The organism is Bacillus swezeyi, assembly GCF_030908325.1.
GTDB lineage: Bacteria > Bacillota > Bacilli > Bacillales > Bacillaceae > Bacillus > Bacillus swezeyi.
Genome location: NZ_CP133085.1, coordinates 84,200 through 106,211 on the forward strand (window position 1 = coordinate 84,200; position 22,012 = coordinate 106,211).

Consider the following 22,012-nt stretch of genomic DNA (forward strand, 5'->3'; position numbering starts at 1 on the left):
ACTATGGATTATTTAGTAAAAGCCATTGCATATGACGGCAAAGTCCGGGCATATGCAGCAAGAACAACAGAAACGATTCATGAAGCGCAAAGAAGGCACAATACATGGCCGACAGCTTCTGCTGCATTAGGCAGGACGATGACGGCAGCCGTAATGCTCGGTGCCATGCTTAAAGGCGAAGACAAGCTTACCGTTAAAATTGAAGGCGGCGGACCGATCGGAGCTATTGTCGCAGATGGAAACGCAAAGGGAGACGTAAGGGGATACGTATCTAATCCGCACGTTCATTTTGACTTAAATGAGCATGGAAAGCTCGATGTCAAAAGGGCCGTCGGAACGTCAGGAACATTGAGTGTTGTCAAAGACCTTGGTTTACGCGATTTATTTACGGGTCAAGTTGAGATCGTTTCCGGGGAAGTCGGCGAGGATTTTACATATTATCTCGTGTCTTCCGAGCAAGTCCCTTCTTCTGTCGGCGTCGGTGTGCTCGTCAATCCTGACAATACGATTTTGGCGGCCGGCGGATTTATTATTCAGCTACTGCCGGGGACTGATGATGAAACGATTACAAGACTGGAAACAAACCTTTCTCAAGTGGAACCGATTTCCAAGCTGATTCAAAAAGGTCTGACTCCTGAGGAAGTGCTGAGCGCAGTCTTGGGAGAAGATCCGGAAGTACTGGAAACCGTTCCTGTCCGTTTTACATGTAATTGTTCAAAAGAGCGTTTTGCAAGAGGAATTATCGGTCTCGGCAAACAGGAAATTCAAGCCATGATTGACGAAGATGGAAAAGCCGAGGCGCAATGCCATTTTTGTAATGAAACGTATTTGTTTACAAAAGAAGAGCTTGAAGCGCTAAGAGATGAAATATAATGCCCGCTATCCATTAGCGGGTCTTTTACGATGGGGAAAGGAGAGAAAGCGATTTTGAAATCAAGAACACTATGGCCCATTATATTGGGCGCCATTTTCGTCAATTGCATTGTGATTGCATACGTCCTTACAAAATCACAGACCGCTTCCACTTCAGCGGCTCAAGAAGTGATCGCCGACATCGGAAAAAGCGGCATCACGCGTGAAGAATGGCTGAGTGAAATGGAAGAGCGCTACGGTAAAGCGACATTGGAGGATATGATCAATGATCGCGTCGTCACCCAGCTGGCTGAAAAGAATAACATCAAGGTTTCTGATGATGAGATCGACAGGGAGTTTCTTCTGATCAAAGCGGTTTATAATTCCTTTTATGAAGACGAAGACACGACGGAAAAGGAATGGAGAGATCAGATCAGGCATAACATACTTCTTGAAGAACTGCTGACAAAAGATATCGTCATTTCCGAAAGCGAATTAAAATCCTTCTATGAAAAAAATAAGGATTTATACAAGTTTGACGACTCTTACCGTCTGAAACATATCGTGGTAAAAGATAAAGATGAGGCTGAACAGGTTTTAAAGGAATTAGAGGGCGGATCAAGCTTTGAAGCGGCCGCCGCTGAACACTCAACCGACAGGTACACGGCTCCTTATGGCGGAGACCTGGGATTTGTCAATGATCAGAACGAAAACATTCCGCCGGAATATTTGCAAATGGCCGAACATTTAAAAGAAAATCAGTGGGTGGATGAACCGATTAAAACAAGCCAAGGATATGCGATTATCCAGCTGGAGGAAAAGCTTAGCAGCAGGGCTTTCACTTTTCGTGAAGTGAAGGATCAAATCAGAAGGCAGATTGCAATGGATCAGCTGGGTGACAGAGCTTCAGTCAAAACGCTTTGGAAAGATGCAAAAGTATCGTGGTTTTATGACGATAAAAATAAAGATTGACAAAATATTTTGATATTGATAAATTATATATAATCCCAATAAAATTACTCGGAAATTGAGGTGTTCAAATGGTTCGCGTTGCAAACTCTGTCTACGACTTAATCGGAAACACACCTGTCGTTAAATTAAATCGTCTAGTTGATGAAAACAGTGCTGATGTTTATGTAAAACTTGAGTATATGAATCCCGGAAGCAGCGTAAAAGACCGGATTGCGCTTGCGATGATTGAAGACGCCGAAGAAAAAGGCCTTCTAAAAGAGGGAGATACACTGATTGAACCAACAAGCGGAAATACAGGCATCGGGCTTGCTATGGTGGCTGCCGCAAAAGGCATCAAAGCAATCCTCGTTATGCCTGATACAATGAGCTCTGAGCGCCGCAACCTTCTTCGCGCTTATGGAGCGGAGCTTGTGTTGACACCGGGTGCTGAAGGAATGAAAGGCGCCATTAAAAAAGCTGAGGAGCTGGCTGAAGAAAAAGGCTACTTTATGCCGCAGCAATTTAACAACCTTGCGAATGTGGAAGTTCACCGCCGCACGACAGGCCAAGAAATCGTTCAACAATTTGGAGATGGGCTTGATGCGTTCGTCGCAGGTATCGGAACGGGCGGAACCATTACAGGAGCCGGAGAGGTTCTGAAAGAAAAGAATCCATCCATTAAAATATTTGCGGTTGAACCGACAGATTCACCGGTTCTTTCCGGGGGAAAACCAGGTCCGCATAAAATTCAAGGAATCGGAGCAGGATTCGTTCCTGAAATTCTGAATACGGATATTTACGATGAAATTGTCAAAGTGAAAAATGAAGAAGCCTTTGAATTTGCCCGTAAAGCTGCAAGAGAAGAAGGGATTCTCGGAGGAATTTCTTCAGGAGCGGCGATCTATGCTGCCGTTCAAGTTGCGAAAAAGCTTGGAAAAGGCAAAAAAGTGCTTGCTGTCCTTCCTAGTAATGGAGAAAGATACTTAAGCACGCCTCTTTATCAATTTGAATAGACACGGGAAAAGGCCGGGGCTGTCGACAATGTCGACGGCCTTTTGTTTTTACCTGAGGCGTCGGTCTTCTTTAAAAACGGTGTCCTTGAGTGAAATGCTCAAGGGCTTTTTATATATTGGAAATGAAATTCTCTTTTCCTAGAAAAAAGATTTGCATTACAATAAGGACAATAGAAAACGGCAGAGGAATGATAGAATGACACAACGAAGGCCATTAGCTAGAACGATCCCCTTTTCCCATGAGCGCTTTTTAAAACAGTATGAACGTCTTTCTAAAGATAAAGAACACCATGTTCTTTTGGAAAGCGCCAGAGGCGGCGAATACAGTATTGCCGGGCTTGATCCTGTCGCCGTTGCAAAGGGGAAAGACGGAATCACCACGATTCATTATAAAGGGGAAACATTATTTAAAGAGGGAGATCCGTTTTTACAATTTAACCGGTGGTTTCAAACATTGAAAACGGAGACGGTTGCAGATTTTCCCGATTTTCAGGGAGGGGCTGTCGGTTTTTTAAGCTATGATTATGCCCGCTATATTGAAAAATTTAAAATTCTGTCTATCGATGATCTGCAAACGCCTGACTTATTCTTTCTCGTGTTCGATGATTTAGCTGTCTACGATCATGCGAATGAAACGCTTTGGCTGATCACGCACAGCGCGGAGAAAGGGCTCTCTAATGCAGAAGAAAAACTGAGTCAGCTTGAACATGTATGGAAATTTGAAGACCCTGAAACGGCAGAGCATGGAGAGCCGGCAGACGATAAAGACGCTTCGTTTGCCCCATCCTTTACAGAAGCAGGTTTCTCACAGGCCGTCGAAAAAATAAAGCAATACATCGCCAGCGGTGACGTGTTTCAGGTGAATCTTTCTGTGCGGCAGTCTGAGCAGCTCTCGGCGGCACCTTATGACGTATATAAAATGTTAAGAAAAGTAAACCCTTCGCCTTACATGGCATACTTGCAAACCCCTGATTTTCAAGTGATTTGCGGGTCGCCTGAACTGCTCATTAAAAAGAAAGGAACCCTTCTTGAAACGAGACCTATCGCAGGGACAAGATCCCGAGGCGCTGATGAAGCGGAAGATGAGTCGCTCGCAAATGAATTGATCATGAATGAAAAAGAACGGGCTGAACATGTGATGCTTGTTGATTTAGAGCGGAATGACCTTGGCAGAGTATCGAAGTACGGATCTGTACGTGTCGATGAATTCATGGTGATTGAAAAATATTCACATGTGATGCACATTGTTTCAAATGTGTGCGGAGAAATAAAAGAAGAATGTGATGCTGTTGATGTCATCCACGCCGTATTTCCGGGGGGAACGATCACGGGAGCACCGAAGGTCAGAACAATGGAAATTATTGAGGAGCTTGAGCCGACGAGGCGAGGGCTTTATACTGGTTCTATAGGATGGTTCGGATATAATCAAGATATGCACTTTAATATCGTCATCCGAACAATTTATGTCAAAGCAGGCCATGCATTCATGCAGTCTGGAGCAGGAATCGTTATTGATTCAAACCCTAAGCATGAGTACAAGGAATCATTGAAAAAGGCCATTGCGATGACAAAAGCGCTACAGTTGAGTGAAGAAGAGAAAAAAGAGCAGAGGAGAGCTGAGATATGATTTTGATGATCGACAATTATGATTCGTTTACTTACAATTTGGTTCAGTATTTAGGTGAGCTCGGAGAAGAATTGGTTGTAAAACGCAATGATGAAATTACAGTGGCGGAAATAGAAGATATGTCTCCTGACTTTCTCATGATTTCGCCAGGTCCGTGCAGTCCTGATGAAGCGGGAATCAGCCTTGAAGCCATCCGCTATTTTGCCGGGAAGATTCCAATTTTCGGTGTCTGCCTCGGACATCAGTCGATCGCCCAGGTTTTCGGAGGCGACGTGGTCAGGGCAGAGCGTTTGATGCACGGGAAAACGTCCGGCATTTCTCATGACGGATCAACGGTTTTTAAAGGTTTGGAGAATCCGTTGACGGCTACAAGGTACCATTCACTTATTGTCAAACCGGAGACCCTGCCGAGCTGCTTTATCAAATCCGCCTGGACAGAAGAAGGAGAGATCATGGCCATCAGGCATAAAGAATTGCCGATCGAAGGCGTACAGTTCCATCCGGAATCCATCATGACATCCTTCGGTAAAGAAATGCTCAAAAACTTTATTGAGTCTTACCGAAAGAAAGTGAACGCATGATCATTTATCTGAACGGTCAATATGTAAAGGAGGAAGAAGCAAGACTTTCTCCTTTTGACCATGGTTTTTTATATGGAATCGGCGTTTTTGAAACATTTCGCCTTTATGAAGGGAAGCCTTTTCTGCTTGAATGGCATATGGAAAGGCTTGAGAAAGCATTAGGTGAGCTGAAAATAGAGACGGCCCTGACGCAAAGCGATGTACTCGCTGTGCTGGACAAGCTGCTCGAAATGAATCAGCCGCCAAATGGAGATGCGCGAATCAGGCTGAATATATCAGCCGGGCCCGGCGGACCGGGACTTTTTCCAAATTCGTACAAAAAACCCGGCATCATGGTGATTATGAATGCTTTTCATCCGGCGTCTGTTCCCGCTGAAAAGGAAGGTGTCGTTTTGCAAGTCCGCAGAAATACGCCTGAGGGTCCATTCCGCCTGAAATCTCATCATTTTTTAAATAACCTGTACGGAAAACGAGAGTTGGGAAATGAGCCGGATCAAGAAGGGATTTTTCTGACGGACGGAGGAGCTGTTGCCGAAGGAATCATTTCCAATCTTTTTTGGCAAAAAGACGGGTGTGTGTATACTCCTTCATTGAAGACCGGCATTTTAGACGGTGTGACAAGGCGTTATCTAATCGAGCGTCTCAAACATATGGGAGTTGAAGTCAAGCAGGGAGAATATCCATTGGAGCACCTTCTCCATGCGGATGAAGCCTGGATGACCAATTCCGTTCAGGAAATCGTCCCACTCCGGAAAATCGGCGGTGCCGCATTCCCGGGAAAGGATGGAAGCCTGACAAAAAGTCTGCAAGAGGTATACACTAACGATAGACAAGCAACAAAAGACTATAATTGATCTAAAGGGTGAAGGATATGGCGCTGCAAACAACGGTTCGTCCAAAGCGGCTGATTGCAAAACAACACACGTTGTCATATGAAGACAAGACATTAATTATGGGAATTTTAAACGTTACTCCGGATTCGTTTTCAGACGGTGGAAAATATAACAGTATAGATCGAGCCGTGATTCATGCAAAGCAGATGATAGAAGACGGCGCCCATATCCTTGATATCGGAGGAGAATCAACAAGACCCGGAGCGGAAAAAGTTTCTGTTGATGAGGAGCTTGCCAGAGTTATTCCTGTCATTGAAAAGCTCGCACAGGAAATCGATGTGCCGATTTCTGTCGACACATATAAGGCACAGGTGGCAGATGAAGCCGTTAAAGCCGGGGCTTCCATTATCAATGATGTATGGGGGGCTAAAGCTGATCCCGAAATGGCTCCGGTCGCGGCCGCGCATGATGTACCAATTGTCTTGATGCATAATCGCCCTGAGCGAAATTATACAGATTTAATACCGGACATGTTGTCTGATCTGATGGAATGCGTGAGCATTGCGAAGTCAGCTGGAGTACAAGAACACCACATCATCCTTGACCCCGGTATCGGCTTTGCCAAAACATATCAGGACAATCTTGCGGTCATGAATCAGCTTGAGCGGTTCAGCGAGTTCGGCTACCCGGTTTTATTGGGAACCTCGCGCAAGAAATTTATCGGACGCGTCCTGGATCTTCCTCCTGAGGAGCGGGCGGAAGGCACGGGTGCGACAGTATGCCTCGGTATTCAAAAGGGATGCGACATTGTCAGAGTCCATGACGTTAAACAAATCTCGAGAATGGCGAAAATGATGGATGCAATGATTGATAAAGGGGGCGTTTATCATCGATAAAGTATATGTAGAGGGTATGGAATTTTACGGATACCACGGGGTTTTTCAGGAGGAAAACAAACTTGGCCAGCGGTTTCGCGTCGATTTGACGGCATCTTTGGATCTAAGTGAAGCGGGGAAGACCGACAATATTGACGCGACCATTAATTACGCAGAATTGTATAAGCTTTGCAAAGAGGTCGTAGAAGGAGAGCCGGTCAACCTTGTTGAAACCCTTACAGAAACCATCGCCGAAAAAGTGCTGAAGCAATTTGAAGCGGTTCAGGAATGCACGGTTAAAGTGATAAAGCCGGATCCGCCGATTCCCGGACATTATAAATCCGTAGCCATTGAGATGACGAGAAAGCGAAAATGAAACACACGGCATATATAGCGCTGGGCTCGAATATCGGCTCGCGGGAAGAATATTTAAAAAAAGCTGTCGCTCTCCTTCATCAACATCCATCTGTGACGGTTACAAAAGTTTCGTCTATCTATGAAACAGATCCAGTCGGATACACAGATCAGGCTCCATTTTTAAACATGGCTACTGCCGTTAAAACGTCGCTCTCCCCATTTGAATTGCTTGATTTGACTCAGCATATCGAGAATGAACTCGGCCGGACGCGTAACATCAGGTGGGGGCCGAGAACGGCAGACCTTGACATTTTGCTGTATAATCGTGAAAATATTGAGACAGAGCAACTCATTGTTCCCCATCCGAGAATGCATGAACGTTTGTTTGTACTCGTCCCGCTGCTGGAGATTTATCCGGACTATGAGGGGTCTGTAGATCATGCGAAAAATCAAGAAGGTGTAAGAGTATGGAAGCAGAAATCTGGGGTAGACGAATTCGTGCGTACAGAAAGCTGAAAGGTTATACTCAAGAAGGGTTTGCCAAAGCTCTGGGTATGTCCGTTTCTGTGCTGGGCGAAGTAGAACGGGGAAATCGAATGCCGTCGGAAAGCATGCTTAGAGATGTAGCCAATACTTTAAATATAACAGTGGAGGAATTATCTCCACCAGAAGAATAAGAAAGGAGGACAAAAAATGTTTAAAATCGGTGATATCGAATTAAAAAACAGAGTTGTGCTGGCGCCGATGGCCGGAGTATGCAATTCCGCTTTCCGTTTAACTGTTAAAGAATTTGGAGCGGGATTGGTATGTGCTGAAATGGTCAGTGACAAAGCCATTCTTTACAATAACGCCAAAACGATGGGCATGCTTTACATCGATGAACGGGAAAAGCCGCTGAGCCTGCAAATTTTCGGCGGTGAAAAAGAAACGCTCGTCGAAGCCGCAAAATTCGTTGACCAAAACACAACTGCTGATATTATTGATATTAACATGGGATGTCCGGTGCCAAAGATTACAAAATGTGATGCGGGGGCCAAATGGCTGCTTGATCCAAATAAAATTTATGAGATGGTTTCTGCTGTGGTTGATTCCGTCGATAAGCCCGTCACCGTTAAGATGAGGATGGGCTGGGATGAAGACCATATATACGCTGTTGAGAATGCGAGAGCTGTTGAACGCGCTGGCGGAAAAGCGGTGGCTCTTCATGGAAGGACTCGCGTGCAAATGTATGAAGGAACGGCGAACTGGGATATCATCAAAGAAGTGAAGCAGTCTGTATCAATACCTGTTATCGGAAACGGCGATGTTAAAACCCCTCAAGATGCAAAGCGCATGCTTGATGAAACAGGAGTCGACGGTGTGATGATCGGCCGTGCAGCTTTAGGGAATCCTTGGATGATTTACCGTACGGTTCACTATCTGGAGACAGGCGAATTGAAAGATGAGCCGAAAGTGCGTGAAAAAATGTCCGTCTGCAAACTTCACCTTGACCGTTTAATCGAACTAAAAGGAGAAAATGTGGCGGTTCGTGAAATGAGAAAACACGCAGCCTGGTATTTAAAAGGCATAAGAGGAAACGCAAAGGTCCGGAATGAAATCAACCATTGTGAAACGAGAGATGAGCTCGTTCAGCTTTTAGATGCGTTTACGATTGAAGCCGAGGCAAAAGAGCTTCAGGATGTAAAAGTAGGATAAATCCGACCTCTGCTCACTGCCAGTTTTAACTGGCAGTTTTTCTGCTTTTTTCCTGAAAGACTAAAAGTAACGGAGTGATATATGATGAGTCATGAAGAGCATAACCATGAAGAATTAAACGACCAGCTGCAAGTCAGACGAGACAAAATGAATCAATTAAGAGAAAGCGGCAAGGACCCTTTCGGCCAGCGTTTTGAACGCTCCCATCAATCCGCTGAACTAATTGATTTGTATAATGAGTACACAAAGGAAGATTTAGAAGAGAAAGCAATCGAAGTAACGATTGCAGGCCGGATGATGACAAAGCGCGGCAAGGGAAAAGCCGGGTTTGCACATATTCAGGATTTAAAAGGCCAAATCCAGATATACGTGAGAAAAGACAGCGTCGGAGAAGAACAGTACGAATTGTTTAAAGGCTCTGATCTGGGGGACTTAATTGGTGTTACAGGTGTTATGTTCAAAACGAAAGTCGGCGAGTTGTCTGTTAAAGCAACATCATTTGATCTTTTAACAAAAGCTCTTCGCCCGCTTCCTGACAAATACCATGGCTTAAAAGACATAGAACAGCGCTATCGGCAGCGCTATTTGGATTTGATCGTGAATCCCGAAAGCAAAAATACATTTATTACGCGCAGCAAAATCATTCAATCAATGAGAAGATACCTGGATGATCACGGATACTTAGAGGTTGAAACACCTACAATGCATGCGATTCCTGGGGGAGCGTCCGCCCGCCCATTCATCACTCATCATAATGCGCTCGATATGCCGCTTTACATGAGAATCGCGATTGAACTCCATTTGAAAAGGCTGATTGTCGGAGGGCTTGAAAAGGTCTATGAAATCGGACGCGTATTCCGGAATGAAGGAGTGTCTACGCGGCACAACCCTGAATTTACGATGATCGAACTTTATGAAGCTTATGCTGACTATAAAGATATTATGAGCTTAACGGAAAACCTCATCGCTCATATTGCTGAAGAAGTGCTGGGCACTACAACTGTTCAATATGGAGATGATGAAGTCGATCTTAAACCTGAGTGGAAGAGGCTTCATATGGTGGATGCCGTTAAAGAAGCAACAGGTGTCGACTTCCGGAAAGAAGTTTCGGTGGAGGAAGCAAGAGCATACGCTAAGGAGCACAATGTTGAAATTTCTGAAAGTATGTCAGTGGGACATATTATAAACGAATTCTTCGAACAAAAGGTTGAGGAAACTTTGATTCAGCCAACCTTTATATATGGACACCCTGTAGAAATTTCGCCGCTAGCTAAGAAAAATCCTGAAGACCCTCGCTTTACAGACCGTTTTGAGCTGTTTATTGTGGGGCGTGAGCATGCAAATGCATTTACTGAACTAAATGACCCTATTGATCAAAAAGAGCGCTTTGAGGCGCAATTAAAAGAACGTGAAGAAGGAAATGATGAAGCTCATATGATGGATGAGGACTTTGTCGAAGCATTAGAGTATGGAATGCCTCCTACCGGCGGTTTAGGAATCGGCATTGACAGGCTTATTATGCTTTTGACGAATTCACCTTCAATCAGGGACGTTTTATTATTCCCGCAAATGAGACATCGTTAAGAGCTTCGGGCAGCAGCCGCAATATAAACGGCTGCTGCTTATTTAAAAACAAATTTTATTTTTTCTCAAAAAAGTATTGCGCAATCATAAATACGATGGTATATTATTATTCGTTGCCGCAAAAACGGCGATGAAACAAAATAAGAACTTAGAAAAAAGTTCTTGACTTTATATTGAGGATTAGATACAATATAAAAGTCGCTTTAACAATGATCTTTGAAAACTAAACAAGACAAACGTACCTGTTAATTCATTAAATAAAATCGCACATGCGAATGTGCGTAGTCATTATCAAACTTCATGGAGAGTTTGATCCTGGCTCAGGACGAACGCTGGCGGCGTGCCTAATACATGCAAGTCGAGCGAACCGACGGGAGCTTGCTCCCTTAGGTTAGCGGCGGACGGGTGAGTAACACGTGGGTAACCTGCCTGTAAGACTGGGATAACTCCGGGAAACCGGGGCTAATACCGGATGCTTGATTGAACCGCATGGTTCAATCATAAAAGGCGGCTTCGGCTGCCGTTTACAGATGGACCCGCGGCGCATTAGCTAGTTGGTGAGGTAATGGCTCACCAAGGCGACGATGCGTAGCCGACCTGAGAGGGTGATCGGCCACACTGGGACTGAGACACGGCCCAGACTCCTACGGGAGGCAGCAGTAGGGAATCTTCCGCAATGGACGAAAGTCTGACGGAGCAACGCCGCGTGAGTGATGAAGGTTTTCGGATCGTAAAGCTCTGTTGTTAGGGAAGAACAAGTACCGTTCGAATAGGGCGGTACCTTGACGGTACCTAACCAGAAAGCCACGGCTAACTACGTGCCAGCAGCCGCGGTAATACGTAGGTGGCAAGCGTTGTCCGGAATTATTGGGCGTAAAGCGCGCGCAGGCGGTTTCTTAAGTCTGATGTGAAAGCCCCCGGCTCAACCGGGGAGGGTCATTGGAAACTGGGGAACTTGAGTGCAGAAGAGGAGAGTGGAATTCCACGTGTAGCGGTGAAATGCGTAGAGATGTGGAGGAACACCAGTGGCGAAGGCGACTCTCTGGTCTGTAACTGACGCTGAGGCGCGAAAGCGTGGGGAGCGAACAGGATTAGATACCCTGGTAGTCCACGCCGTAAACGATGAGTGCTAAGTGTTAGAGGGTTTCCGCCCTTTAGTGCTGCAGCAAACGCATTAAGCACTCCGCCTGGGGAGTACGGTCGCAAGACTGAAACTCAAAGGAATTGACGGGGGCCCGCACAAGCGGTGGAGCATGTGGTTTAATTCGAAGCAACGCGAAGAACCTTACCAGGTCTTGACATCCTCTGACACCCCTAGAGATAGGGCTTCCCCTTCGGGGGCAGAGTGACAGGTGGTGCATGGTTGTCGTCAGCTCGTGTCGTGAGATGTTGGGTTAAGTCCCGCAACGAGCGCAACCCTTGATCTTAGTTGCCAGCATTCAGTTGGGCACTCTAAGGTGACTGCCGGTGACAAACCGGAGGAAGGTGGGGATGACGTCAAATCATCATGCCCCTTATGACCTGGGCTACACACGTGCTACAATGGACAGAACAAAGGGCAGCGAAGCCGCGAGGCTCAGCCAATCCCACAAATCTGTTCTCAGTTCGGATCGCAGTCTGCAACTCGACTGCGTGAAGCTGGAATCGCTAGTAATCGCGGATCAGCATGCCGCGGTGAATACGTTCCCGGGCCTTGTACACACCGCCCGTCACACCACGAGAGTTTGTAACACCCGAAGTCGGTGAGGTAACCTTTTGGAGCCAGCCGCCGAAGGTGGGACAGATGATTGGGGTGAAGTCGTAACAAGGTAGCCGTATCGGAAGGTGCGGCTGGATCACCTCCTTTCTAAGGATATTATACGGAATATAAGACCTTACCGGTCTTATAGACAGGTGCGTTTAGATCTTGTTTAGTTTTGAAGGATCATTCCTTCAAAACGTGTTCTTTGAAAACTAGATAACGAAAAGTAGACATTCACAAGAATTTTCTGTAGTGATTCTTTTTAATGGTTAAGTTAGAAAGGGCGCACGGTGGATGCCTTGGCACTAGGAGCCGATGAAGGACGGGACGAACACCGATATGCTTCGGGGAGCTGTAAGCAAGCTTTGATCCGGAGATTTCCGAATGGGGAAACCCACTGCTCGTAATGGAGCAGTATCCATATCTGAATTCATAGGATATGAGAAGGCAGACCCGGGGAACTGAAACATCTAAGTACCCGGAGGAAGAGAAAGCAAATGCGATTCCCTGAGTAGCGGCGAGCGAAACGGGAACAGCCCAAACCAAGAGGCTTGCCTCTTGGGGTTGTAGGACACTCTGTACGGAGTTACAAAAGAACGAGGTAGATGAAGAGGTCTGGAAAGGCCCGCCATAGGAGGTAACAGCCCTGTAGTCAAAACTTCGTTCTCTCCTGAGTGGATCCTGAGTACGGCGGAACACGTGAAATTCCGTCGGAATCCGGGAGGACCATCTCCCAAGGCTAAATACTTCCTAGTGACCGATAGTGAACCAGTACCGTGAGGGAAAGGTGAAAAGCACCCCGGAAGGGGAGTGAAATAGATCCTGAAACCGTGTGCCTACAAGTAGTCAGAGCCCGTTAACGGGTGATGGCGTGCCTTTTGTAGAATGAACCGGCGAGTTACGATCCCGTGCAAGGTTAAGTTTGAAAAGACGGAGCCGCAGCGAAAGCGAGTCTGAATAGGGCGCATGAGTACGTGGTCGTAGACCCGAAACCAGGTGATCTACCCATGTCCAGGGTGAAGTTCAGGTAACACTGAATGGAGGCCCGAACCCACGCACGTTGAAAAGTGCGGGGATGAGGTGTGGGTAGGGGTGAAATGCCAATCGAACCTGGAGATAGCTGGTTCTCTCCGAAATAGCTTTAGGGCTAGCCTCAAGGTAAGAGTCTTGGAGGTAGAGCACTGATTGGACTAGGGGCCCCTACCGGGTTACCGAATTCAGTCAAACTCCGAATGCCAAAGACTTGTCCTTGGGAGTCAGACTGCGAGTGATAAGATCCGTAGTCGAAAGGGAAACAGCCCAGACCGCCAGCTAAGGTCCCAAAGTATACGTTAAGTGGAAAAGGATGTGGAGTTGCTTAGACAACCAGGATGTTGGCTTAGAAGCAGCCACCATTTAAAGAGTGCGTAATAGCTCACTGGTCGAGTGACTCTGCGCCGAAAATGTACCGGGGCTAAACGTATCACCGAAGCTGCGGACTGTTCTTACGAACAGTGGTAGGAGAGCGTTCTAAGGGCTGTGAAGCGAGACCGGAAGGACTCGTGGAGCGCTTAGAAGTGAGAATGCCGGTATGAGTAGCGAAAGAGGGGTGAGAATCCCCTCCACCGAATGCCTAAGGTTTCCTGAGGAAGGCTCGTCCGCTCAGGGTTAGTCGGGACCTAAGCCGAGGCCGAAAGGCGTAGGCGATGGATAACAGGTTGATATTCCTGTACCACCTCCTCACCATTTGAGCAATGGGGGGACGCAGGAGGATAGGGTAAGCGCGGTATTGGATATCCGCGTCCAAGCAGTTAGGCTGGGAAATAGGCAAATCCGTTTCCCGTAAAGGCTGAGCTGTGATGGCGAGCGAAATATAGTAGCGAAGTTCCTGATTCCACACTGCCAAGAAAAGCCTCTAGCGAGGTGAGAGGTGCCCGTACCGCAAACCGACACAGGTAGGCGAGGAGAGAATCCTAAGGTGATCGAGAGAACTCTCGTTAAGGAACTCGGCAAAATGACCCCGTAACTTCGGGAGAAGGGGTGCTCTGTTAGGGTGCAAGCCCGAGAGAGCCGCAGTGAATAGGCCCAGGCGACTGTTTAGCAAAAACACAGGTCTCTGCGAAGCCGTAAGGCGAAGTATAGGGGCTGACGCCTGCCCGGTGCTGGAAGGTTAAGAGGAGCGCTTAGCGTATGCGAAGGTGCGAATTGAAGCCCCAGTAAACGGCGGCCGTAACTATAACGGTCCTAAGGTAGCGAAATTCCTTGTCGGGTAAGTTCCGACCCGCACGAAAGGCGCAACGATCTGGGCACTGTCTCAACGAGAGACTCGGTGAAATTATAGTACCTGTGAAGATGCAGGTTACCCGCGACAGGACGGAAAGACCCCGTGGAGCTTTACTGCAGCCTGATATTGAATGTTGGTACAGCTTGTACAGGATAGGTAGGAGCCTTGGAAACCGGAGCGCTAGCTTCGGTGGAGGCATCGGTGGGATACTACCCTGGCTGTATTGACCTTCTAACCCGCTGCCCTTATCGGGCAGGGAGACAGTGTCAGGTGGGCAGTTTGACTGGGGCGGTCGCCTCCTAAAAGGTAACGGAGGCGCCCAAAGGTTCCCTCAGAATGGTTGGAAATCATTCGCAGAGTGTAAAGGCACAAGGGAGCTTGACTGCGAGACCTACAAGTCGAGCAGGGACGAAAGTCGGGCTTAGTGATCCGGTGGTTCCGCATGGAAGGGCCATCGCTCAACGGATAAAAGCTACCCCGGGGATAACAGGCTTATCTCCCCCAAGAGTCCACATCGACGGGGAGGTTTGGCACCTCGATGTCGGCTCATCGCATCCTGGGGCTGTAGTCGGTCCCAAGGGTTGGGCTGTTCGCCCATTAAAGCGGTACGCGAGCTGGGTTCAGAACGTCGTGAGACAGTTCGGTCCCTATCCGTCGCGGGCGCAGGAAATTTGAGAGGAGCTGTCCTTAGTACGAGAGGACCGGGATGGACGCACCGCTGGTGTACCAGTTGTTCTGCCAAGGGCATCGCTGGGTAGCTATGTGCGGACGGGATAAGTGCTGAAAGCATCTAAGCATGAAGCCCCCCTCAAGATGAGATTTCCCATTCCGCAAGGAAGTAAGATCCCTGAAAGATGATCAGGTTGATAGGTCTGAGGTGGAAGTGTGGTGACACATGGAGCTGACAGATACTAATCGATCGAGGACTTAACCTAAATATTTTTGTGAAATGTCTGACCGTTATCTAGTTTTGAGAGAATGCTCTCAAAAGCCAAAGGCAAGGAAACTCGGCTAAAGGCCCTCACTTCCTGTGAGGAACGCCCAGTACCTTCGTCCTGAAGGCATAGTTTGGTGGCGATAGCGAAGAGGTCACACCCGTTCCCATGCCGAACACGGAAGTTAAGCTCTTCAGCGCCGATGGTAGTTGGGGGTTTCCCCCTGTGAGAGTAGGACGCCGCCAAGCTGTTGCACGCAAGTGCAAACGGAGGATTAGCTCAGCTGGGAGAGCATCTGCCTTACAAGCAGAGGGTCGGCGGTTCGATCCCGTCATCCTCCACCATTAATATCTTTATAACGAGCCGGTGTAGCTCAATTGGTAGAGCAACTGACTTGTAATCAGTAGGTTGGGGGTTCAAGTCCTCTTGCCGGCACCACTTTTATATGATATTATATTAAAGTCTCTTTTAAAGAGCCATTAGCTCAGTTGGTAGAGCATCTGACTTTTAATCAGAGGGTCGAAGGTTCGAGTCCTTCATGGCTCACCATTTTATGCGGGTGTGGCGGAATTGGCAGACGCGCTAGACTTAGGATCTAGTGTCTTTATGGCGTGGGGGTTCGAGTCCCTTCACCCGCATTCTTAAAAATTCTAATATGCGGAAGTAGTTCAGTGGTAGAACACCACCTTGCCAAGGTGGGGGTCGCGGGTTCGAATCCCGTCTTCCGCTCCAACCATCCACGCCGGGGTGGTGGAATTGGCAGACACACAGGACTTAAAATCCTGCGGTAGGTGACTACCGTGCCGGTTCAAGTCCGGCCCTCGGCATTGACATATGCGCCCGTAGCTCAATTGGATAGAGCGTTTGACTACGGATCAAAAGGTTAGGGGTTCGACTCCTCTCGGGCGCGCCATTATGTGTAACGGGAAGTAGCTCAGCTTGGTAGAGCACATGGTTTGGGACCATGGGGTCGCAGGTTCGAATCCTGTCTTCCCGACCATTCTTTGGGGCCTTAGCTCAGCTGGGAGAGCGCCTGCTTTGCACGCAGGAGGTCAGCGGTTCGATCCCGCTAGGCTCCACCATTTATTTTAAAAAAGCACTTGACTATTTATTTCAATAGAGATATAATAATAGAGTTGCTTTAACAATGATCTTTGAAAACTAAACAAGACAAACGTACCTGTTAATTCATTAAATAAATCGCACATGCGAATGTGCGTAGTCATTATCAAACTTCATGGAGAGTTTGATCCTGGCTCAGGACGAACGCTGGCGGCGTGCCTAATACATGCAAGTCGAGCGGACCGACGGGAGCTTGCTCCCTTAGGTTAGCGGCGGACGGGTGAGTAACACGTGGGTAACCTGCCTGTAAGACTGGGATAACTCCGGGAAACCGGGGCTAATACCGGATGCTTGATTGAACCGCATGGTTCAATCATAAAAGGCGGCTTCGGCTGCCGTTTACAGATGGACCCGCGGCGCATTAGCTAGTTGGTGAGGTAATGGCTCACCAAGGCGACGATGCGTAGCCGACCTGAGAGGGTGATCGGCCACACTGGGACTGAGACACGGCCCAGACTCCTACGGGAGGCAGCAGTAGGGAATCTTCCGCAATGGACGAAAGTCTGACGGAGCAACGCCGCGTGAGTGATGAAGGTTTTCGGATCGTAAAGCTCTGTTGTTAGGGAAGAACAAGTACCGTTCGAATAGGGCGGTACCTTGACGGTACCTAACCAGAAAGCCACGGCTAACTACGTGCCAGCAGCCGCGGTAATACGTAGGTGGCAAGCGTTGTCCGGAATTATTGGGCGTAAAGCGCGCGCAGGCGGTTTCTTAAGTCTGATGTGAAAGCCCCCGGCTCAACCGGGGAGGGTCATTGGAAACTGGGGAACTTGAGTGCAGAAGAGGAGAGTGGAATTCCACGTGTAGCGGTGAAATGCGTAGAGATGTGGAGGAACACCAGTGGCGAAGGCGACTCTCTGGTCTGTAACTGACGCTGAGGCGCGAAAGCGTGGGGAGCGAACAGGATTAGATACCCTGGTAGTCCACGCCGTAAACGATGAGTGCTAAGTGTTAGAGGGTTTCCGCCCTTTAGTGCTGCAGCAAACGCATTAAGCACTCCGCCTGGGGAGTACGGTCGCAAGACTGAAACTCAAAGGAATTGACGGGGGCCCGCACAAGCGGTGGAGCATGTGGTTTAATTCGAAGCAACGCGAAGAACCTTACCAGGTCTTGACATCCTCTGACACCCCTAGAGATAGGGCTTCCCCTTCGGGGGCAGAGTGACAGGTGGTGCATGGTTGTCGTCAGCTCGTGTCGTGAGATGTTGGGTTAAGTCCCGCAACGAGCGCAACCCTTGATCTTAGTTGCCAGCATTCAGTTGGGCACTCTAAGGTGACTGCCGGTGACAAACCGGAGGAAGGTGGGGATGACGTCAAATCATCATGCCCCTTATGACCTGGGCTACACACGTGCTACAATGGACAGAACAAAGGGCAGCGAAGCCGCGAGGCTCAGCCAATCCCACAAATCTGTTCTCAGTTCGGATCGCAGTCTGCAACTCGACTGCGTGAAGCTGGAATCGCTAGTAATCGCGGATCAGCATGCCGCGGTGAATACGTTCCCGGGCCTTGTACACACCGCCCGTCACACCACGAGAGTTTGTAACACCCGAAGTCGGTGAGGTAACCTTTTGGAGCCAGCCGCCGAAGGTGGGACAGATGATTGGGGTGAAGTCGTAACAAGGTAGCCGTATCGGAAGGTGCGGCTGGATCACCTCCTTTCTAAGGATATTATACGGAATATAAGACCTTACCGGTCTTATAGACAGGTGCGTTTAGATCTTGTTTAGTTTTGAAGGATCATTCCTTCAAAACGTGTTCTTTGAAAACTAGATAACGAAAAGTAGACATTCACAAGAATTTTCTGTAGTGATTCTTTTTAATGGTTAAGTTAGAAAGGGCGCACGGTGGATGCCTTGGCACTAGGAGCCGATGAAGGACGGGACGAACACCGATATGCTTCGGGGAGCTGTAAGCAAGCTTTGATCCGGAGATTTCCGAATGGGGAAACCCACTGCTCGTAATGGAGCAGTATCCATATCTGAATTCATAGGATATGAGAAGGCAGACCCGGGGAACTGAAACATCTAAGTACCCGGAGGAAGAGAAAGCAAATGCGATTCCCTGAGTAGCGGCGAGCGAAACGGGAACAGCCCAAACCAAGAGGCTTGCCTCTTGGGGTTGTAGGACACTCTGTACGGAGTTACAAAAGAACGAGGTAGATGAAGAGGTCTGGAAAGGCCCGCCATAGGAGGTAACAGCCCTGTAGTCAAAACTTCGTTCTCTCCTGAGTGGATCCTGAGTACGGCGGAACACGTGAAATTCCGTCGGAATCCGGGAGGACCATCTCCCAAGGCTAAATACTTCCTAGTGACCGATAGTGAACCAGTACCGTGAGGGAAAGGTGAAAAGCACCCCGGAAGGGGAGTGAAATAGATCCTGAAACCGTGTGCCTACAAGTAGTCAGAGCCCGTTAACGGGTGATGGCGTGCCTTTTGTAGAATGAACCGGCGAGTTACGATCCCGTGCAAGGTTAAGTTTGAAAAGACGGAGCCGCAGCGAAAGCGAGTCTGAATAGGGCGCATGAGTACGTGGTCGTAGACCCGAAACCAGGTGATCTACCCATGTCCAGGGTGAAGTTCAGGTAACACTGAATGGAGGCCCGAACCCACGCACGTTGAAAAGTGCGGGGATGAGGTGTGGGTAGGGGTGAAATGCCAATCGAACCTGGAGATAGCTGGTTCTCTCCGAAATAGCTTTAGGGCTAGCCTCAAGGTAAGAGTCTTGGAGGTAGAGCACTGATTGGACTAGGGGCCCCTACCGGGTTACCGAATTCAGTCAAACTCCGAATGCCAAAGACTTGTCCTTGGGAGTCAGACTGCGAGTGATAAGATCCGTAGTCGAAAGGGAAACAGCCCAGACCGCCAGCTAAGGTCCCAAAGTATACGTTAAGTGGAAAAGGATGTGGAGTTGCTTAGACAACCAGGATGTTGGCTTAGAAGCAGCCACCATTTAAAGAGTGCGTAATAGCTCACTGGTCGAGTGACTCTGCGCCGAAAATGTACCGGGGCTAAACGTATCACCGAAGCTGCGGACTGTTCTTACGAACAGTGGTAGGAGAGCGTTCTAAGGGCTGTGAAGCGAGACCGGAAGGACTCGTGGAGCGCTTAGAAGTGAGAATGCCGGTATGAGTAGCGAAAGAGGGGTGAGAATCCCCTCCACCGAATGCCTAAGGTTTCCTGAGGAAGGCTCGTCCGCTCAGGGTTAGTCGGGACCTAAGCCGAGGCCGAAAGGCGTAGGCGATGGATAACAGGTTGATATTCCTGTACCACCTCCTCACCATTTGAGCAATGGGGGGACGCAGGAGGATAGGGTAAGCGCGGTATTGGATATCCGCGTCCAAGCAGTTAGGCTGGGAAATAGGCAAATCCGTTTCCCGTAAAGGCTGAGCTGTGATGGCGAGCGAAATATAGTAGCGAAGTTCCTGATTCCACACTGCCAAGAAAAGCCTCTAGCGAGGTGAGAGGTGCCCGTACCGCAAACCGACACAGGTAGGCGAGGAGAGAATCCTAAGGTGATCGAGAGAACTCTCGTTAAGGAACTCGGCAAAATGACCCCGTAACTTCGGGAGAAGGGGTGCTCTGTTAGGGTGCAAGCCCGAGAGAGCCGCAGTGAATAGGCCCAGGCGACTGTTTAGCAAAAACACAGGTCTCTGCGAAGCCGTAAGGCGAAGTATAGGGGCTGACGCCTGCCCGGTGCTGGAAGGTTAAGAGGAGCGCTTAGCGTATGCGAAGGTGCGAATTGAAGCCCCAGTAAACGGCGGCCGTAACTATAACGGTCCTAAGGTAGCGAAATTCCTTGTCGGGTAAGTTCCGACCCGCACGAAAGGCGCAACGATCTGGGCACTGTCTCAACGAGAGACTCGGTGAAATTATAGTACCTGTGAAGATGCAGGTTACCCGCGACAGGACGGAAAGACCCCGTGGAGCTTTACTGCAGCCTGATATTGAATGTTGGTACAGCTTGTACAGGATAGGTAGGAGCCTTGGAAACCGGAGCGCTAGCTTCGGTGGAGGCATCGGTGGGATACTACCCTGGCTGTATTGACCTTCTAACCCGCTGCCCTTATCGGGCAGGGAGACAGTGTCAGGTGGGCAGTTTGACTGGGGCGGTCGCCTCCTAAAAGGTAACGGAGGCGCCCAAAGGTTCCCTCAGAATGGTTGGAAATCATTCGCAGAGTGTAAAGGCACAAGGGAGCTTGACTGCGAGACCTACAAGTCGAGCAGGGACGAAAGTCGGGCTTAGTGATCCGGTGGTTCCGCATGGAAGGGCCATCGCTCAACGGATAAAAGCTACCCCGGGGATAACAGGCTTATCTCCCCCAAGAGTCCACATCGACGGGGAGGTTTGGCACCTCGATGTCGGCTCATCGCATCCTGGGGCTGTAGTCGGTCCCAAGGGTTGGGCTGTTCGCCCATTAAAGCGGTACGCGAGCTGGGTTCAGAACGTCGTGAGACAGTTCGGTCCCTATCCGTCGCGGGCGCAGGAAATTTGAGAGGAGCTGTCCTTAGTACGAGAGGACCGGGATGGACGCACCGCTGGTGTACCAGTTGTTCTGCCAAGGGCATCGCTGGGTAGCTATGTGCGGACGGGATAAGTGCTGAAAGCATCTAAGCATGAAGCCCCCCTCAAGATGAGATTTCCCATTCCGCAAGGAAGTAAGATCCCTGAAAGATGATCAGGTTGATAGGTCTGAGGTGGAAGTGTGGTGACACATGGAGCTGACAGATACTAATCGATCGAGGACTTAACCTAAATATTTTTGTGAAATGTCTGACCGTTATCTAGTTTTGAGAGAACACCTCTCAATGGTTTGGTGGCGATAGCGAAGAGGTCACACCCGTTCCCATGCCGAACACGGAAGTTAAGCTCTTCAGCGCCGATGGTAGTTGGGGGTTTCCCCCTGTGAGAGTAGGACGCCGCCAAGCGCTTAGGAAGACCAGCTGATATCAGCTGGTCTTTTTTGTTTTTATTTATTTATCCAAAGGTTTTATGATAGTCAAAAGTGGAAATAATAAAGATGGAAGAGCAATTAGTTGAAAAAAAAACGAAAACCACTTATAGTAAAGTTAAAGTCAAATATAGTCAAAGTCAAGTGAAGGAGGGGGCTGAGTGGGGAAAAATATTTCTGATATCATCGAACAGTATTTAAAACAAGTATTAGAAAAGAACGGTAAGGAAATTTTGGAGATTAAACGGAGTGAAATAGCCGACAAGTTTCAATGTGTCCCTTCCCAGATCAATTACGTCATCAATACGCGATTTACAAGTGAACGGGGATATATTGTCGAAAGCAAAAGAGGCGGTGGAGGCTATATCCGGATCATTAAAATTAAAATGAACGACAAAATTGATTTGATCAATAATATTATAAATCAAATCTATACAAGACTCTCACAGGCTGCCTCGGATGACATCATTTTACGGCTGTTAGAAAATGGCGTGATCACAGAAAGTGAAGCAAAATTGATGGTCAGTGTAATGGATCGTTCTGTTTTATATATCGATTTACCTGAACGTGATGAGTTAAGGGCAAGAATGATGAAGGCCATGCTTACGTCACTTAAATTTAAGTAAAGCGGGT

13 protein-coding genes, 9 tRNA genes and 6 rRNA genes are annotated in these 22,012 nt (G+C 48.2%); all 28 read left to right on the top strand.

The window, feature by feature from the left end; translation table 11 throughout:
* Positions 1-3 precede the first annotated feature (3 nt).
* The 28 genes from hslO (at position 4) to RBH91_RS00580 (ending at position 22,005) form a co-directional block, all read left to right on the top strand.
* On the top strand, positions 4-873 hold the full coding sequence (hslO, locus tag RBH91_RS00445) for an Hsp33 family molecular chaperone HslO (protein WP_076760997.1): 870 nt from the start codon (positions 4-6) through the stop codon (positions 871-873).
* Between the two features lie 54 nt (positions 874-927).
* A complete protein-coding gene (locus tag RBH91_RS00450; protein ID WP_307894605.1) occupies positions 928-1,824 on the top strand; it encodes a peptidyl-prolyl cis-trans isomerase in 897 nt (298 codons plus the stop codon).
* Positions 1,825-1,892: 68 nt separating this feature from the next.
* Positions 1,893-2,816: a cysteine synthase A gene (cysK, locus tag RBH91_RS00455; RefSeq protein ID WP_307893078.1), complete on the top strand. Its 924-nt coding sequence runs from the start codon at positions 1,893-1,895 to the stop codon at positions 2,814-2,816.
* 196 nt (positions 2,817-3,012) lie between these two features.
* On the top strand, positions 3,013-4,443 hold the full coding sequence (locus RBH91_RS00460) for an anthranilate synthase component I family protein (protein ID WP_307893080.1): 1,431 nt from the start codon (positions 3,013-3,015) through the stop codon (positions 4,441-4,443).
* Entirely contained in the window at positions 4,440-5,024 is a 585-nt protein-coding gene (gene pabA, locus RBH91_RS00465) for an aminodeoxychorismate/anthranilate synthase component II (protein WP_076760994.1), read from the top strand. The genes RBH91_RS00460 and pabA overlap by 4 nt, the downstream gene beginning before the upstream one ends.
* Positions 5,021-5,878 carry an aminodeoxychorismate lyase gene (pabC, locus tag RBH91_RS00470; RefSeq protein WP_307893082.1) on the top strand — a complete coding sequence of 286 codons (858 nt, stop codon included), beginning with the start codon at positions 5,021-5,023 and terminating at the stop codon, positions 5,876-5,878. Before pabA ends, pabC begins: the two co-directional genes overlap by 4 nt.
* Positions 5,879-5,895: 17 nt before the next feature.
* Positions 5,896-6,753 carry a dihydropteroate synthase gene (gene folP / locus RBH91_RS00475; protein WP_307893084.1) on the top strand — a complete coding sequence of 286 codons (858 nt, stop codon included), beginning with the start codon at positions 5,896-5,898 and terminating at the stop codon, positions 6,751-6,753.
* Positions 6,746-7,108 (top strand): dihydroneopterin aldolase, encoded by a 363-nt coding sequence (folB, locus tag RBH91_RS00480; protein WP_307894606.1) that lies wholly within the window; start codon positions 6,746-6,748, stop codon positions 7,106-7,108. The genes folP and folB overlap by 8 nt, the downstream gene beginning before the upstream one ends.
* Positions 7,105-7,605, top strand: a complete 501-nt coding sequence (gene folK / locus RBH91_RS00485) for a 2-amino-4-hydroxy-6-hydroxymethyldihydropteridine diphosphokinase (protein WP_307893086.1) — start codon at positions 7,105-7,107, stop codon at positions 7,603-7,605. The genes folB and folK overlap by 4 nt, the downstream gene beginning before the upstream one ends.
* On the top strand, positions 7,557-7,766 hold the full coding sequence (locus RBH91_RS00490) for a helix-turn-helix domain-containing protein (protein ID WP_076760990.1): 210 nt from the start codon (positions 7,557-7,559) through the stop codon (positions 7,764-7,766). Before folK ends, RBH91_RS00490 begins: the two co-directional genes overlap by 49 nt.
* Positions 7,767-7,782: 16 nt before the next feature.
* Positions 7,783-8,784, top strand: coding sequence for a tRNA dihydrouridine synthase DusB (gene dusB, locus RBH91_RS00495; protein WP_076760989.1), 1,002 nt, complete (start codon positions 7,783-7,785; stop codon positions 8,782-8,784).
* 84 nt (positions 8,785-8,868) lie between these two features.
* Positions 8,869-10,368, top strand: a complete 1,500-nt coding sequence (gene lysS, locus RBH91_RS00500) for a lysine--tRNA ligase (RefSeq protein WP_307893088.1) — start codon at positions 8,869-8,871, stop codon at positions 10,366-10,368.
* Positions 10,369-10,665: 297 nt separating this feature from the next.
* Positions 10,666-12,214: ribosomal RNA gene (locus tag RBH91_RS00505) — 16S ribosomal RNA — on the top strand.
* 162 nt (positions 12,215-12,376) lie between these two features.
* Positions 12,377-15,307, top strand: a 23S ribosomal RNA gene (locus RBH91_RS00510).
* Positions 15,308-15,439: 132 nt separating this feature from the next.
* Positions 15,440-15,555 (top strand): 5S ribosomal RNA (gene rrf, locus RBH91_RS00515).
* Positions 15,556-15,575: 20 nt separating this feature from the next.
* A tRNA-Val gene (locus RBH91_RS00520) sits at positions 15,576-15,651 on the top strand.
* A gap of 18 nt (positions 15,652-15,669) precedes the next feature.
* Positions 15,670-15,745 (top strand) — tRNA-Thr (locus RBH91_RS00525).
* 35 nt (positions 15,746-15,780) lie between these two features.
* A tRNA-Lys gene (locus RBH91_RS00530) sits at positions 15,781-15,856 on the top strand.
* Positions 15,857-15,862: 6 nt separating this feature from the next.
* Positions 15,863-15,945, top strand: a tRNA-Leu gene (locus RBH91_RS00535).
* A 19-nt stretch (positions 15,946-15,964) separates the two neighbouring features.
* Positions 15,965-16,039 (top strand) — tRNA-Gly (locus RBH91_RS00540).
* Positions 16,040-16,048: 9 nt separating this feature from the next.
* Positions 16,049-16,134: transfer RNA gene (locus tag RBH91_RS00545), tRNA-Leu, on the top strand.
* Positions 16,135-16,143: 9 nt separating this feature from the next.
* Positions 16,144-16,220: transfer RNA gene (locus tag RBH91_RS00550), tRNA-Arg, on the top strand.
* A 10-nt stretch (positions 16,221-16,230) separates the two neighbouring features.
* Positions 16,231-16,307: transfer RNA gene (locus RBH91_RS00555), tRNA-Pro, on the top strand.
* 6 nt (positions 16,308-16,313) lie between these two features.
* A tRNA-Ala gene (locus RBH91_RS00560) sits at positions 16,314-16,389 on the top strand.
* Between the two features lie 152 nt (positions 16,390-16,541).
* A 16S ribosomal RNA gene (locus RBH91_RS00565) occupies positions 16,542-18,090 on the top strand.
* 162 nt (positions 18,091-18,252) lie between these two features.
* A 23S ribosomal RNA gene (locus tag RBH91_RS00570) occupies positions 18,253-21,183 on the top strand.
* 57 nt (positions 21,184-21,240) lie between these two features.
* Positions 21,241-21,356 (top strand): 5S ribosomal RNA (gene rrf, locus RBH91_RS00575).
* The 16S, 23S and 5S rRNA genes sit together here with 9 tRNA genes alongside, the layout of an rRNA operon.
* Before the next feature lie 184 nt (positions 21,357-21,540).
* A complete protein-coding gene (locus RBH91_RS00580) occupies positions 21,541-22,005 on the top strand; it encodes a CtsR family transcriptional regulator (RefSeq protein WP_076762614.1) in 465 nt (154 codons plus the stop codon).
* Positions 22,006-22,012: the final 7 nt, after the last annotated feature.

Excerpts from the sequence above, each read along its gene's own strand:
- hslO (WP_076760997.1), top strand. The coding sequence starts at position 4 with ATGGATTATTTAGTAAAAGCCATTGCATATGACGGCAAAGTCCGGGCA.
- folP (WP_307893084.1), top strand. The coding sequence starts at position 5,896 with ATGGCGCTGCAAACAACGGTTCGTCCAAAGCGGCTGATTGCAAAACAA.
- pabC (WP_307893082.1), top strand. The coding sequence starts at position 5,021 with ATGATCATTTATCTGAACGGTCAATATGTAAAGGAGGAAGAAGCAAGA.
- RBH91_RS00460 (WP_307893080.1), top strand. The coding sequence starts at position 3,013 with ATGACACAACGAAGGCCATTAGCTAGAACGATCCCCTTTTCCCATGAG.
- RBH91_RS00490 (WP_076760990.1), top strand. The coding sequence starts at position 7,557 with ATGGAAGCAGAAATCTGGGGTAGACGAATTCGTGCGTACAGAAAGCTG.
- lysS (WP_307893088.1), top strand. The coding sequence starts at position 8,869 with ATGAGTCATGAAGAGCATAACCATGAAGAATTAAACGACCAGCTGCAA.
- pabA (WP_076760994.1), top strand. The coding sequence starts at position 4,440 with ATGATTTTGATGATCGACAATTATGATTCGTTTACTTACAATTTGGTT.
- folK (WP_307893086.1), top strand. The coding sequence starts at position 7,105 with ATGAAACACACGGCATATATAGCGCTGGGCTCGAATATCGGCTCGCGG.
- cysK (WP_307893078.1), top strand. The coding sequence starts at position 1,893 with ATGGTTCGCGTTGCAAACTCTGTCTACGACTTAATCGGAAACACACCT.
- dusB (WP_076760989.1), top strand. The coding sequence starts at position 7,783 with ATGTTTAAAATCGGTGATATCGAATTAAAAAACAGAGTTGTGCTGGCG.